We start from the raw sequence: 13,026 nt of genomic DNA, 5'->3' as shown, positions 1-13,026 counted from the left end.
TTGCGGACCCCGGCGCTCCGGACCCCGGCGTTGCGGACCCCGATGGTGGTGCTCCGTGGCCCCGGCGTTCCTCAGCCGCCGGCCGTGCTCGACTGCCGTACCACCAGCTCCGGCGGGAGCACCACGTGTTCGTGCCGGTGCTCGCCGGCCTTCTCCCCCGTCTCCTGCAGCAGCAGGTCGGCGGCGATGGAGCCGATGGCGTAGGCGGGCTGACGCACCGAGGTGAGCGGCACGGTGGCCGCGGCCGCGAACTCGATGTCGTCGTAACCGACGATGGCGATGTCGTCGGGCACTCTCACCCCCGCGGTGTACAGCGTCTGGAGCACCCCCAGGGCCAGCAGGTCGTTGGCGCAGAACACCGCGGTGGGCCGCCGCGCCAGCCCCAGCAGGCGGGCTCCGGCGTCGCGGCCCGCGGCCACGTCGAGGCGGTCGGTGGGCAGTTCGTGCAGTGCCTCGTGGGGCAGCCCCGCCTCGTCGAGGGCCTTCAGGGCGCCCGCCCGCCGGTCCTGCACCTGTTTGAGGTGCTCGGGCCCGCTGACGAAGGCGATCCAGCGGTGGCCTGCGGCCGTCAGGTGTCTGATGGCCAGGGCGCCGCCTGCCACGTTGTCGACGGCGACCGAGCAGCCCTCCTCGTTGCCGTCCACCCGGTCCACGACCACGAAGGGAATGCCGAACCGGCGGAACTCGCGCAGCGTATGGCCGCTGGAGTCGGCGGAGGTGACCAGTGCCCCGCGCACCCGTTGCTCGGCGAAGAGTGCGAGGTAGTCCGCCTCCTCCTGGACGCTCTGGCCACTGTTGCAGACCATGACGGCCAGTCCCGCGTCGCGCGCGGTGCGTTCGGCCCCGCGCACGACGTCGACGAAGAACGGGTTTCCCATGTCCAGGACCAGCAGCGAGACGATACGGCTGCGGCCCGCTCGCAGTTGGCGGGCCGACTCGCTGCGGACGTAGCCGAGGTGGGCGATCACTTGCTGAACATGGCGGCGGGTCCGGTCGGAGACCCGTTCGGGGCGGTTGAGCACATTGGAGACGGTGCCGACGGAGACCTTCGCCTCCCGTGCCACGTCCTTGATTCCGACTGCGGACCGGTTGCCCGTCGTACGTCTCGCCAAGGCGCCTTCCCGGTCGGCTCCGCGGATGACGGGGCCGTCGGTCGGCGGGAACGGCAAGGAGCCGTCCGTCCCGGAGAAGCCCAGCCCGGTTCTCATGGCAGGTGGAACACCTCCGTGAGGGGGAGCATGGCGGCGTCGGGTGCCCGGCCGTCCAGCTCCTCGAAGAACTCGGACATCTCGGCCTGCCACCGCGCGTTCACGTCGGTGGCGTCCATGGCGGCGCGGGCCGCGTCGAAGTCCTCGGTCTCCAGATAGCCGACCAGCAGACCGTCCTCGCGCAGGAAGAGCGAGTAGTTGTGCCAGCCGGCCGCGGAGAGTGCCTCGCGCATCTCGGCCCACACGTGCCGGTGGCGTTCGCGGTACTCCTCGGCCCGGTCGGGCCTGACCTTGAGCAGGAAGCAGACACGCTGCATGTCATGTCCTTGGTGGGTGCGTACGGGGGTGGGGCCGCTTCTCCGCGGTCGCGGCGGAGCGGCCCCACCTGTGCTGGGATCAGAACTTGTACTGGTCGATGTTCTTCGCGTCGAAGACGGTCGGCTTGCCGAGGGAGACCACACCGTCCTTGCCGATGGTGTACGTCCCCATGCCGCCGGCCTTGAAGGTCTGCCCCTCGGCGCCGGTGATCTGGCCCGACTGCAGGGCGACGGCGGTGCGGGCGGCGAGCTCACCGAGCTTGTTCGGGTCCCACAGCTCGAAGGCGTCGACGGTGCCGTTCTTGACGTAGGCACGCATGTCGTTGGGGGTGCCCAGGCCGGTCAGCTTGACCTTGCCCTTGTACTTGGAGCCGGACAGGTACTGGGCGGCGGCCTTGATGCCAACGGTGGTCGGGGAGATGATCCCCTTCAGGTCGGGGTACTCCTGGAGCAGGCCCTGGGTCTGTTGGAAGGACTTCTGGGCGTCGTCGTCGCCGTAGGCGACCTTGACCAGCTTGATGTCCTTGTACTCGGGCTTCTTCAGTTCCTCCTTCATGAAGTCGATCCAGGTGTTCTGGTTGGTGGCGGTCTGGGCGGCGGACAGGATCGCGATCTCGCCCTTGCCGCCGATCTGCTTCGCCATCTGCTGGACCTGGGTACGGCCGAGGTCCTCCGCGGAGGCCTGGGAGACGAAGACCTGGCGGCAGTCGGTCTTGGTGTCGGAGTCGTAGGTGACGACGCTGACGCCGTTCTTCATCGCCTGCTTCAGCGCAGTGCACAGGGCACCGGGGTCCTGGGCGGACACCGCGATGGCGTTCACCTGCTGCTGGGTGAGGGTGTTGACGTAGGAGACCTGGCCGGAGGTGTCGGTGCCGCTGCTGGTGCCGACCTCCTGGTAGGTCGAACCGAGCTCCTCGACGGCCTTCTTGCCGGCCGTGTCGGCGATGGTGAAGTACGGGTTGTTGACCTGCTTGGGCAGGAAGGCGATCTTCAGGCCCTTCTTGGTTTCCGCGTTGGCGTCGGCCTTTCCGGTCACGGCGGAACCGGACTTCTTGTCCGTGTCGTTCTTGGTGGTGCCGCCGCAGGCAGTGGCGCCCAGGGCGAGAACGGTGGCAGTGGCGACGGCGAGGGTGAGTCGACGGGTTCTGACGGTGGCGAGAGACATGAGGGTCCTATCGTTGCGAAGTACGGCTTTGTACGGGGGTGTTGCCTGGTTCGGGGCGCGGCGGACGGTGTCGCTCCGCCTCCCCGCAGGGGCTGCCGACGGTGTCGGCAGCCCCTTCAGGAGGTGGCGGCCGGCGGTCTCAGGGGAACCGCGGTCGCCTTTCTGCGAGCCCTGCTCTGGGCGATCTGCCGGCCGACGCGCGGGGCGAGGACGGAGACCACCAGCAGGACACCGGTGACGACGATCTGGGACTGGGCGGAGACGTTGAGCAGGCTCATCACGTTTTGCAGGGTGCCGAGCAGGAACACACCGGCGATCGCGCCGCCGAGGGTGCCCTTGCCGCCGTCGAAGTCGATGCCGCCGAGCAGGACCGCGGCGATGACGGAGAGTTCGAGGCCGGTGGCGTTGTCGTAGCGGGCGCTGGCGTAGTGCAGGGCCCAGAAGACACCGGTGAGCGCGGAGAGCAGACCGGTGGTGACGAACATGGACAGCTTCAGGCGCTTGACGCGGATACCGGCGAACCGGGCGGCCTCCTCGGAGGCGCCGATCGCGAACAGCGAACGCCCGACGGGGGTGGCGTGCAGGACGACCACCGCGATGGCCAGCAGCACCAGGAACGGCAGTGCGGCATACGGGATGAAGGTGTCGCCGATCCGGCCCGCCCCAAAGTCCAGGTACTGGGAGGGGAAGTCGGTGACCGAGTCGGAGCCGAGGATGATCTGGGCGATGCCCCGGTAGGCGGCCATGGTTCCGATGGTGACGGCGAGGGAGGGCAGGCCGAGGCGGGTGACGAGCAGTCCGTTGATCAGACCGCAGACCACACCGAGCAGCAGGCACAGCGGGATGATCGTCTCGATGCTCATGCCCTCGTTCCACAGGGCACCCATCACCGCTCCCGACAGGCCCGCCGTGGAGCCCACCGAAAGGTCGACCTCGCCGGAGACCACCAGCAGCGTCATGGGCAGCGCGATCAGGGCGATCGGCAGGGTGTTGCCGATCAGGAACGAGACGTTGAGCGCGTTGCCGAAGTTGTCGACGAACGAGAAGGAGCACAGCAGCAGGACGACGAACAGGGCGCCCACCGCGGTGTCCCAGCGCACCGCGCCGCCGAGGCCGCGCCGGGCCGTGGCCTTCGTAGTGGTGTCAGTCATGGCGGGCACTCCTCATCTGTGCGGCCTTCTTGCGCAGCACTGCGGCGACCCGCAGGGCCAGGATCCGGTCGACGGCGATGGCGAGCAGCAGCAGGATGCCGTTGATCGCGGTGACCCAGACCGAGCTGACGCCGATCGCGGGGAGCACGCTGTTGATGGAGGTGAGCAGGACGGCCCCGAGCGCCGCTCCGTACACGCTTCCGGAGCCGCCGGTGAAGGCGACGCCGCCGACCACGACGGCGCTGACGACGGTGAGTTCGTAGCCGTTGCCGGTGGCGGAGTCGACGTTGCCGAAGCGGGCGAGGTAGAGGGCGCCGGCGAGTCCGGCGAGGGCGCCGCACAGAACGTACGCGGTCATGATGCGGCCCCGGACCGGTACACCCGCGAGACGGGCCGCCTCGGGGCTGGAGCCCAAGGCGTACAGGTCGCGTCCGCTGCGGTAGCTGCGCAGGTAGTAGCCGACCGCGAGGAGTACGACGAGGGCGAGCAGGGCGAGGTAGGGAACCGCCCAGATGCCGTCGTGGCCGAAGCCGACGAAGCCTTCGGGCAGCGCGTCCGCGGTGATCTGACGGGAGCCGACCCAGATGGAGTCGATGCCGCGGATGATGTAGAGGGTGCCGAGGGTGACCACGAGGGCGGGCACCTTGCCGAGGCTGACCAGGGCGCCGTTGAGAAGCCCGAAGAGCGCTCCGAGTGCGACTGCGAGCAGTACCGCGAGCAGCGGGCTGCCCCCGCCGTTCAGGTAGTTGCCGGCGGCGAAGGCGGAGATGCCGAGCACCGAGCCGACCGACAGGTCGACGTTCCGGGTGATCACCACGACGGCCTGGCCGGTGGCGACGAGGGCCAGGATGGTCGCGTTGAGCAGCAGGTCCTTGATGCCCTGCTCGGACAGGAACTCGCCGTTGTAGATCTGGGTGGTGCCGAGCATCACCACGAGCACGGCGAGGACTGCCAGTTCGCGCGCCTTGAACATCTTGTCGATGAGGGTGCGCGCGCCGGCGGCCCGGGATGCGGGTGCGCTCCGCACCGGTTCGGCGGTCGTGGTCATGCCGCGTCCCTTCCTCGGGCTGCGCGGCCGGTGGCCGCCGCCATCACGGTCTCCTCGGTCGCCTCCGCGCGCGGTATCTCCGCGGCCAGGCGGCCCTCGTGCATCACCAGGACCCGGTCGGCCATGCCGAGGATCTCCGGCAGGTCGGACGAGATCATCAGCACCGCGACGCCCTCGGCGGCGAGCGAGGACAGCAGCCGGTGCACCTCGGCCTTGGTGCCGACGTCGATGCCGCGGGTCGGCTCGTCCACGATCAGCACCTGGGGCGCGGTCGCGAGCCACTTGGCCAGGACGACCTTCTGCTGGTTGCCGCCCGACAGGGTGCCGACGACATCGGCCAGTCGGGCGTACTTCACCTGGAGCTTCACGGCCCAGTCGACGGCGCGGTCGCGCTCGGCCCGGCGGTTCATCAGGCCGGCGCGGGTGGTTTCGGCGAAGCCGGTGAGCCCGATGTTGCGTTCGATGGACATGTCCATCACCAGGCCCTGGGCGCGGCGGTCCTCCGGGACGAGGGCGAGGCCCGCAGCCATGGCCAGGCTCGGAGCACCCGGCTTGAGCTTCCGGCCGAGCACCTCGACCTCGCCGCCGTCCCAGCGGTCGACGCCGAACACAGCCCGCGCCACCTCACTGCGACCCGCCCCCACCAGTCCGGCCAGGCCCACGATCTCGCCGCGCCGCACCTCGAAGGACACGTCGGTGAAGACGCCCTCACGGGTGAGCCGGCGCACCGTGAGCGCCGCCTCGCCGGTCTCGGTCTCCTGCTTGGGGTACAACTCGTCGAGGTCGCGGCCGACCATGCGGCGCACCAGGTCGTCCTCGGTGAGTCCGGCCAGCGGCTCGCTGCTGATCCAGGTGCCGTCGCGCAGGGTGGTCACCCGCTGGCACAGCTCGAAGATCTCCTCCAGGCGGTGCGAGATGAACAGCACGGCGGCGCCCTGCTCGCGCAACGTCCTGACGACGCCGAAGAGGCGGGACACCTCGCTGCCGGTGAGGGCGGCGGTCGGCTCGTCCATGATCAGCACGCGGGCGTCGAAGGAGAGCGCCTTGGCGATCTCGACGAGCTGCTGGTCGGCGATGGACAGTCCGCGGGCGGGCTGTTCCGGGTCGAGGTCGACTCCGAGGCGGGCGAAGAGGTCGGCGGCGGCCTGCTTCACCGCGCGGTGGTCGACCCGGCCGAAGGAGCGGGTCGGCTGGCGGCCCACGAAGATGTTTTCGGCGACCGACAGGTCGGGGAAGAGCGTCGGCTCCTGGTAGATCACGGCGACGCCCGCGTCACGGGCGTCGGCCGGGCCGTGGAACTCCACCGGTGATCCGTCGAGCAGCACCGTACCGGTGTCGGGCCGGTGCACGCCGGCCAAGGCCTTGATCAGGGTCGACTTGCCCGCACCGTTCTCGCCGGCGAGGGCGTGGGCCTCTCCGGCGTACAGCCGCAGGGAGACTCCGCGCAGGGCCCGGACGGCGCCGAAGGACTTGCTCACCTCCTCCAGCGCGAGGACCGGAGTGGCATCCGGTTCGGGTTGCGTCATGTGTCTCTCCATGGGGGTCAGGGTCGGTCAGGGGATCTGTGCACGCCGAACCGTGCCGATGCGATCACCCGGCATGAAATGTTTCAGTGAGGTTGCCCGGAAGCTAGCCCTGCCCGCTCCTCAGGTCAAGGGGTCGACTTCTACGCAACGGGGCGAAACAGGAGAAGGCAAGCAAGTCCACCGGCCATTCCCCCATGACCTGTACGGAATAGAGCCTGCCCGAAGGCCGCGGAAGGCCAATAACACGATTGCGTAACGCGGCGGCCTTCAGCGGAGACCCTTGACGCCCACGAAACTCGGGGCTAGCTTTCCCGTGTAATGAATCGATTCACACATTTGTGTGTCTGTCGGCCCAGTTCCGGGCTGTCGCACTTCCCGAGGTGAACATGACTGACATCGCTGCCGTGAAGGCCGCACTCGCCGGACAGCGGATCGAGACGCCGTCCTGGGGCTACGGCAACTCCGGTACCCGCTTCAAGGTGTTCGCCCAGGCAGGAGTGCCACGCACCCCGTGGGAGAAGCTGGACGACGCGGCGAAGGTCCACGAGTTCACCGGGGCCGCGCCGACCGTCGCGCTGCACATTCCCTGGGACAGGGTCGACGACTACGCGGCGCTCGCCTCGTACGCCAAGGAGCGCGGCCTGAAACTGGGCACCATCAACTCCAACACCTTCCAGGACGACGACTACAAGCTGGGCAGTGTCTGCCATCCGGACGCCACCGTCCGCCGCAAGGCCCTGGACCACCTCCTCGAATGCGTCGACATCATGGATGCGACCGGTTCGAAGGACCTCAAGCTGTGGTTCGCCGACGGCACCAACTATCCCGGCCAGGACGACGTCCGCGAGCGCCAGGACCGGCTCGCCGAGGGCCTGGCGAAGGTGTACGAGCGGCTCGGCGACGACCAGCGGCTGCTGCTGGAGTACAAGTTCTTCGAGCCCGCCTTCTACACGACCGACGTGCCGGACTGGGGCACGGCGTACGCCCACTGCCTCAAGCTGGGCGACAGGGCTCAGGTCGTCGTCGACACCGGGCACCACGCCCCGGGCACCAACATCGAGTTCATCGTCGCCACCCTGCTGCGTGAGGGGAAGCTCGGCGCCTTCGACTTCAACTCCCGCTTCTACGCGGACGACGACCTGATGGCCGGCGCCGCCGACCCCTTCCAGCTGTTCCGGATCATGTACGAGGTGATCCGCGGCGGCGGCTTCACCCCGGACGTCGCCTTCATGCTCGACCAGTGCCACAACATCGAGGCCAAGATCCCGGCGATCATCCGTTCGGTGATGAACGTCCAGGAGGCTACGGCCAAGGCGCTGCTCGTCGACCGTGTGGCGCTGACGGCCGCCCAGCGCTCGGGCGATGTGCTCGCCGCGAACGCCGTGCTGATGGACGCCTACAACACGGACGTACGTCCGCTGCTGGGCGAGGTGCGCGAGGAGGTGGGCCTGGACGCGGACCCGGTCGCCGCGTACCACCGTTCCGGCTGGGCGGCGAAAATCGCCGAGGAGCGGGTCGGCGGGCAGCAGGCCGGCTGGGGCGCGTGAGCGCCGCGGCGGATTCGGCCGGGCCGCCACGGGACCGCGAGCGTGCGGCGGTCCCGCCACAACGGCACGGATCCGCCGCACGGCCGCCCGCCAAGGCGGGACGGTTCCCCGCGCCCCGACGGAGCCGCACGGCCGGCGCCGCGGCTCCCCGCGCCCTTCGGGGCTTCCGAGCACAAGCAGACACTCTCTCTTAAGGACTAGGAACATGGCTCCCCATCCCGAAGCCGCGGCCCTACTGGCCCGGTCCCGCCGGCTCGGCGCCGACCCCCGCAACACCAACTACGCGGGCGGCAACACCTCCGCGAAGGGCACCGAGACCGACCCGGTCACCGGCGGCGACGTCGAACTCATGTGGGTCAAGGGGTCGGGCGGCGACCTCGGCACCCTGACCGAGGCCGGTCTGGCCGTGCTGCGCCTGGACCGGCTGCGCGCCCTCACCGACGTCTACCCCGGTGTGGAGCGCGAGGACGAGATGGTTGCCGCGTTCGACTACTGCGCGCACGGCAAGGGCGGCGCCGCCCCGTCCATCGACACCGCGATGCACGGCCTGGTGGACGCGCCCCACGTCGACCACCTGCACCCCGACTCCGGCATCGCACTGGCCTGCGCCGCCGACGGCGAGAAGCTGACCGCCGAGTGCTTCGGCGACAGCGTGGTGTGGGTGCCCTGGCGCCGCCCCGGTTTCCAGCTCGGCCTGGACATCGCGGCGGTCAAGGAGGCCAACCCGCAGGCGATCGGCTGCATCCTGGGCGGTCACGGCATCACCGCCTGGGGTGCCACGGCCGAGGAATGCGAGCGCAACTCGCTGCACATCATCCGCACCGCCGAAACCTTCCTCGCCGAACACGGCAGGGCCGAGCCGTTCGGGCCGGTCGTTGAGGGGTACGAGGCCCTGTCCGAGACGGAGCGCCGGGAAAGGGCCGCGGCCCTGGCACCGTACATCCGGGCTCTCGCATCGCAGGACCGCCCGCAGGTCGGCCACTTCACCGACTCCGACGTCGTCCTCGACTTCCTCGCCCGCGCCGAGCACCCCCGGCTCGCGGCGCTGGGCACCTCCTGCCCGGACCACTTCCTGCGTACGAAGGTCCGCCCGCTCGTCCTCGACCTGCCACCGGCCACGCCCCTGGACGAGGCGGCCGCCCGTCTGAAGGAACTGCACGCCGCCTACCGCGAGGAGTACGCCGCCTACTACCAGCGCCACGCGGAGCCCGACTCCCCCGCGATGCGCGGCGCCGACCCGGCGATCGTGCTCGTCCCCGGCGTCGGCATGTTCTCCTTCGGCAAGGACAAGCAGACCGCGCGCGTGGCCGGCGAGTTCTACGTCAACGCGATCAACGTGATGCGCGGAGCCGAGGCCGTCTCCACGTACGCGCCGATCGAGGAATCGGAGAAGTTCCGCATCGAGTACTGGGCCCTGGAGGAGGCCAAACTCCAGCGGATGCCGAAGCCCAAGCCGCTCGCCACACGCGTCGCGCTGGTGACGGGCGCGGGCAGCGGCATCGGCAGGGCGATCGCCCGCCGACTGGCCGCCGAGGGCGCCTGCGTCGTGATCGCGGATCTCGACGCGACGAACGCGCAGGCGGTCGCGGACGAGCTGGGCGGTCCCGACAGGGCCGTCGCGGTCACCGTGGACGTCACCTCCGAGGAACAGATCACCGACGCGTTCAAGGCAGCGGTACTGGCCTTCGGCGGCGTCGACCTGGTCGTCAACAACGCGGGCATCTCCATCTCCAAGCCCCTGCTGGAGACCACCGCGAAGGACTGGGACCTCCAGCACGACATCATGGCCCGCGGCTCCTTCCTCGTCTCCCGCGAGGCGGCCCGCGTAATGCTCCAGCAGGAACTGGGTGGCGACATCGTCTACATCGCCTCCAAGAACGCGGTCTTCGCCGGCCCCAACAACATCGCCTACTCCGCCACCAAGGCCGACCAGGCCCACCAGGTACGGCTCCTGGCGGCCGAGTTGGGCGAGCACGGCATCCGCGTCAACGGCGTCAACCCGGACGGCGTGGTCCGCGGCTCCGGAATCTTCGCCGGCGGCTGGGGCGCGCAGCGCGCGGCGACCTACGGCATCGAGGAGGAGAAGCTCGGCGAGTTCTACGCCCAGCGCACCCTGCTCAAGCGCGAGGTACTCCCCGAGCACGTCGCGAACGCGGTGTTCGCGCTGACCGGCGGGGACCTCACACACACCACCGGCCTCCACGTCCCGGTCGACGCCGGCGTCGCCGCCGCCTTCCTGCGATAACGCAAACGCTGTCACCGGGCCGGGCACATCGCGCCCGGCCCGGTGACAGCCCGCCGACCCCGCCGGCGCCGACCCCGCACCGTCGGCCCCGGCTTCCCCCGCACGGGGTACGTCCGGACGGTTCACCACCGCACAGGCCGTCCGGACGTCCCCGTGCGCCCACGCCCACGGGCCCGAGGACAGCAGGGGCCCCGCGCGCCCGGTTCCCCGCCGGGGCAGCAAGGCCACGTCACGCTGCCCCGGCCCCGCCCTCCCCCATCGACACCACCGCACGCCCCGCGGAGGAGCCACCTCATGACCACCACCCCATCCCCCTCCGCGTCACCCGCCCTGTTCGCCGCGGCCGACCTGGGTGCCACCAGTGGACGAGTCGTCCTCGGCGAGGTCGCGCCGGACCGGCTCGTCCTCACCGAGCTGCACCGGTTCGCCAACACACCGGTGCGGCTGTCCGACGGGCTGCACTGGGACGTACTCGCCCTCTTCCAGGGGGTCCTCGACGGGCTGCGCCAGGCCGCCCGCAGTACCGACGGCCGGATCGCCTCCGTCGGGGTGGACAGCTGGGCGGTGGACTACGGGCTGCTGGACCGTGACGGCGCGCTGCTCGGGCACCCCTTCCACTACCGCGACAGCCGCACCGACGGTGCCGCCGACACCGTGTTCTCCCGGATCGACGCCCAGGAGCTGTACCGGATCACGGGCCTTCAGCACCTGTCCTTCAACACCGTCTTCCAGCTCGCCTCCGCGGCCGGCACCGCCCAGATGGATGCCGCCCGCACCATGCTGCTCGTCCCCGACCTGTTCATCCACTGGCTGACCGGAACCGTCGGCGCCGAGGAGACCAACGCCTCCACCACCGCACTCTTCGACGCCCGCACCGGCACCTGGCGCCCCGACCTCCTCGACCGGCTCTCCCTCGCCCCCGGCCTGCTGCCGCCGCTGCGCGCACCCGGTGACTCCGCGGGCACCCTGCTGCCGCACGTCGCCGCGTACACCGGGCTCGGCACCAGCACCCCGGTGACCACGGTCGCCTCACACGACACCGCCTCCGCCGTCGTCGCGGTACCGGCCGCCGACCCCCGTTTCGCGTACATCTCTTGCGGCACCTGGTCCTTGGCGGGACTGGAGCTGAACGCCCCCATCCTGAGCGAGGAGTCCCGGAAGGCAGGCTTCACCAACGAGCGTGGCGTCGACGGCACCATCCGCTACCTGCGCAACATCATGGGCATGTGGCTCCTGGAGGAGTGCCGCCGCACCTGGGCGGCGCAGGGTTTGCCGACCGGGCTGCCCGAGCTGCTCGCCGAGGCCGACCGGGCTCGGCCGTTCGTGTCGGTGGTCGACCCGGACGCGCCGGAGTTCCTCGCCCCCGGTGACATGCCGGAGCAGATCCGCGCCTACTGCCGCCGCACCGGGCAGCCTGTCCCCGACAGCCAGGGCGCCTTGGTGCGCTGCATCGTGGAGAGCCTGGCGCTGGCCCACCGCCGGGTCCTGCGGCAGGCCGCGCGGCTCGCCGACCACGACATCACCCAGGTCCATCTGGTGGGCGGCGGCTCGCGCAACGAGCTGCTGTGCCGGCTGACCGCCGACGCCTGCGGGCTGCCGGTGGTGGCGGGCCCCGCCGAAGCCACCGCGCTCGGCAACGTCCTCGTCCAGGCCAGGGCCGCCGGTCTGGTCGGCGACCTCTCCTCGATGCGCCGACTGGTCGCGGACACCCAGCAGTTGCGCCACTACCCGCCCGGCGGCGACCCTGCCGCCTGGGACGCGGCCGAGGCCCGTCTCGCGCCGGCCGGAGAGGACCTGTGATGCGTGTCGCCTCTTCGCCACCTGTGTGAACGACGCCGTCTTCCGGCCACGGCCGTCGCCACCGTGAAGCTCCTCGAAACCGGCCGGAGTGCGGTCGATCGCCGCACGCCCACCTCCGCCGCCGGGCCGGCCTCCGGTCGGACGGCAGCAGACAGGAGCCCGGCGGACCGTGGGAGCGGCGAAGCCGGCCGGCAGACCGCTGAGCGCGGCCGGCGAGTTGCGGGTCAACGTGGTCCGGAAGGTGGTCACGCCCCGCGTTTGACCCGGACCTGGCCAACTGCCGGATGGGCGAAGAAGCCCCCCATCAAGCTGCTGAGCCGATGCAGCCGACACGCCCACAGCATGCACTTTGACTTGGTCTCCGACCCTTCCCCGTCTGAGTGGTCAACCATCAACCTGCCCGACGGACTCCACATCGCTCCCTGCGACCGTCCGGCCCGTGACCTGTTCCCGGCGTGGCGGGCTGCCTTCTCTCCCGAACATCCGGATCACTCGCACGGAAGCGACGAACAAGCGCTGGACACACAGCTGGCCCCGCTGCTGACCGGCGAAGTGCTGGGCCCGGTCATGCCCTGCAGCACTCTGGCGATAGATGAAGCAGACCGCGTGATCGCCGGAGTCATCATTACGGACCGTGACGGCCTTCCGTGGATCGCGACCGTCTTCCGCCGGCCAGATCCCCGCTATGCCGGTCTTGGCTCCGTGCTTCTGCGCCGGATGCTGGCAGACGCCGCGTCCTGCGGTCTCACAGAGATGGCGCTGGTGGTGAGTGACGGCAATCGCGCCCGTCATCTTTACGAGAAGCTCGGATTCGAGCTCACCAGCACTTCCCTGACCGTCCTCGTCCCCTGACCCTGAGGTCTGGGCTCCACGTCGCGTTCAGGGTGTCACCACCAGAGGAGGGGGCCTGGCGTGGTACGGACGAGGTCGGCCACGGCTTGGCGGTCGCGAGTCGGGGCGGGTGGACGAGAAACTTGGCTGCGTCCAGGATCGGGATGCCCAAGTCAAGGCGGTTGGCG

10 protein-coding genes are annotated in these 13,026 nt (G+C 70.3%); 4 read left to right on the top strand and 6 right to left on the bottom strand.

The genetic code is table 11. The annotated features are described in order from the left end of the window. Window positions 1-71 precede the first annotated feature (71 nt). The 6 genes from OG972_RS39185 to OG972_RS39160 all read right to left on the bottom strand — a co-directional run bounded on the left by OG972_RS39185 (window position 72) and on the right by OG972_RS39160 (window position 6,415). Window positions 72-1,208, bottom strand: a complete 1,137-nt coding sequence (locus OG972_RS39185; RefSeq protein ID WP_266989696.1) for a LacI family DNA-binding transcriptional regulator — start codon at window positions 1,206-1,208, stop codon at window positions 72-74. Next, entirely contained in the window at window positions 1,205-1,525 is a 321-nt protein-coding gene (locus tag OG972_RS39180; RefSeq protein ID WP_266989694.1) for an L-rhamnose mutarotase, read from the bottom strand. The genes OG972_RS39185 and OG972_RS39180 overlap by 4 nt, the downstream gene beginning before the upstream one ends. Window positions 1,526-1,604: 79 nt before the next feature. Further along, window positions 1,605-2,690, bottom strand: coding sequence for a rhamnose ABC transporter substrate-binding protein (gene rhaS, locus OG972_RS39175; protein ID WP_266989692.1), 1,086 nt, complete (start codon window positions 2,688-2,690; stop codon window positions 1,605-1,607). A 116-nt stretch (window positions 2,691-2,806) separates the two neighbouring features. Continuing rightward, entirely contained in the window at window positions 2,807-3,841 is a 1,035-nt protein-coding gene (locus OG972_RS39170; protein ID WP_266989690.1) for an ABC transporter permease, read from the bottom strand. Next, window positions 3,834-4,889 carry an ABC transporter permease gene (locus OG972_RS39165; RefSeq protein WP_266989688.1) on the bottom strand — a complete coding sequence of 352 codons (1,056 nt, stop codon included), beginning with the start codon at window positions 4,887-4,889 and terminating at the stop codon, window positions 3,834-3,836. The genes OG972_RS39170 and OG972_RS39165 overlap by 8 nt, the downstream gene beginning before the upstream one ends. Next, window positions 4,886-6,415, bottom strand: a complete 1,530-nt coding sequence (locus tag OG972_RS39160) for a sugar ABC transporter ATP-binding protein (RefSeq protein ID WP_266989686.1) — start codon at window positions 6,413-6,415, stop codon at window positions 4,886-4,888. Before OG972_RS39160 ends, OG972_RS39165 begins: the two co-directional genes overlap by 4 nt. 386 nt (window positions 6,416-6,801) lie before the next feature. Between OG972_RS39160 and rhaI the strand changes: the two genes are divergently transcribed. From rhaI to OG972_RS39140, 4 genes are all read left to right on the top strand, one after another. Next, window positions 6,802-7,962: an L-rhamnose isomerase gene (rhaI, locus tag OG972_RS39155; RefSeq protein WP_266989684.1), complete on the top strand. Its 1,161-nt coding sequence runs from the start codon at window positions 6,802-6,804 to the stop codon at window positions 7,960-7,962. A 205-nt stretch (window positions 7,963-8,167) separates the two neighbouring features. Beyond that, window positions 8,168-10,207 (top strand): bifunctional aldolase/short-chain dehydrogenase, encoded by a 2,040-nt coding sequence (locus OG972_RS39150; RefSeq protein ID WP_266989682.1) that lies wholly within the window; start codon window positions 8,168-8,170, stop codon window positions 10,205-10,207. A 294-nt stretch (window positions 10,208-10,501) separates the two neighbouring features. Next, window positions 10,502-12,007: a rhamnulokinase family protein gene (locus OG972_RS39145; RefSeq protein WP_266989680.1), complete on the top strand. Its 1,506-nt coding sequence runs from the start codon at window positions 10,502-10,504 to the stop codon at window positions 12,005-12,007. Between the two features lie 258 nt (window positions 12,008-12,265). Then, window positions 12,266-12,859: a GNAT family N-acetyltransferase gene (locus OG972_RS39140; RefSeq protein ID WP_266989678.1), complete on the top strand. Its 594-nt coding sequence runs from the start codon at window positions 12,266-12,268 to the stop codon at window positions 12,857-12,859. The last annotated feature ends 167 nt before the right edge of the window (window positions 12,860-13,026 follow it).

Origin of the sequence: Streptomyces sp. NBC_01669 (assembly GCF_026339735.1) — a bacterium.
GTDB classification, from domain to species: domain Bacteria; phylum Actinomycetota; class Actinomycetes; order Streptomycetales; family Streptomycetaceae; genus Streptomyces; species Streptomyces yanii.
This window is presented reverse-complemented; position numbering and strand designations above follow the sequence as displayed.

What these genes read in the sequence shown, in the direction of transcription:
- OG972_RS39185 (WP_266989696.1), bottom strand. Translation starts at nt 1,208, where the DNA reads ATGAGAACCGGGCTGGGCTTCTCCGGGACGGACGGCTCCTTGCCGTTC.
- OG972_RS39180 (WP_266989694.1), bottom strand. Translation starts at nt 1,525, where the DNA reads ATGCAGCGTGTCTGCTTCCTGCTCAAGGTCAGGCCCGACCGGGCCGAG.
- rhaS (WP_266989692.1), bottom strand. Translation starts at nt 2,690, where the DNA reads ATGTCTCTCGCCACCGTCAGAACCCGTCGACTCACCCTCGCCGTCGCC.
- OG972_RS39170 (WP_266989690.1), bottom strand. Translation starts at nt 3,841, where the DNA reads ATGACTGACACCACTACGAAGGCCACGGCCCGGCGCGGCCTCGGCGGC.
- OG972_RS39165 (WP_266989688.1), bottom strand. Translation starts at nt 4,889, where the DNA reads ATGACCACGACCGCCGAACCGGTGCGGAGCGCACCCGCATCCCGGGCC.
- OG972_RS39160 (WP_266989686.1), bottom strand. Translation starts at nt 6,415, where the DNA reads ATGACGCAACCCGAACCGGATGCCACTCCGGTCCTCGCGCTGGAGGAG.
- rhaI (WP_266989684.1), top strand. Translation starts at nt 6,802, where the DNA reads ATGACTGACATCGCTGCCGTGAAGGCCGCACTCGCCGGACAGCGGATC.
- OG972_RS39150 (WP_266989682.1), top strand. Translation starts at nt 8,168, where the DNA reads ATGGCTCCCCATCCCGAAGCCGCGGCCCTACTGGCCCGGTCCCGCCGG.
- OG972_RS39145 (WP_266989680.1), top strand. Translation starts at nt 10,502, where the DNA reads ATGACCACCACCCCATCCCCCTCCGCGTCACCCGCCCTGTTCGCCGCG.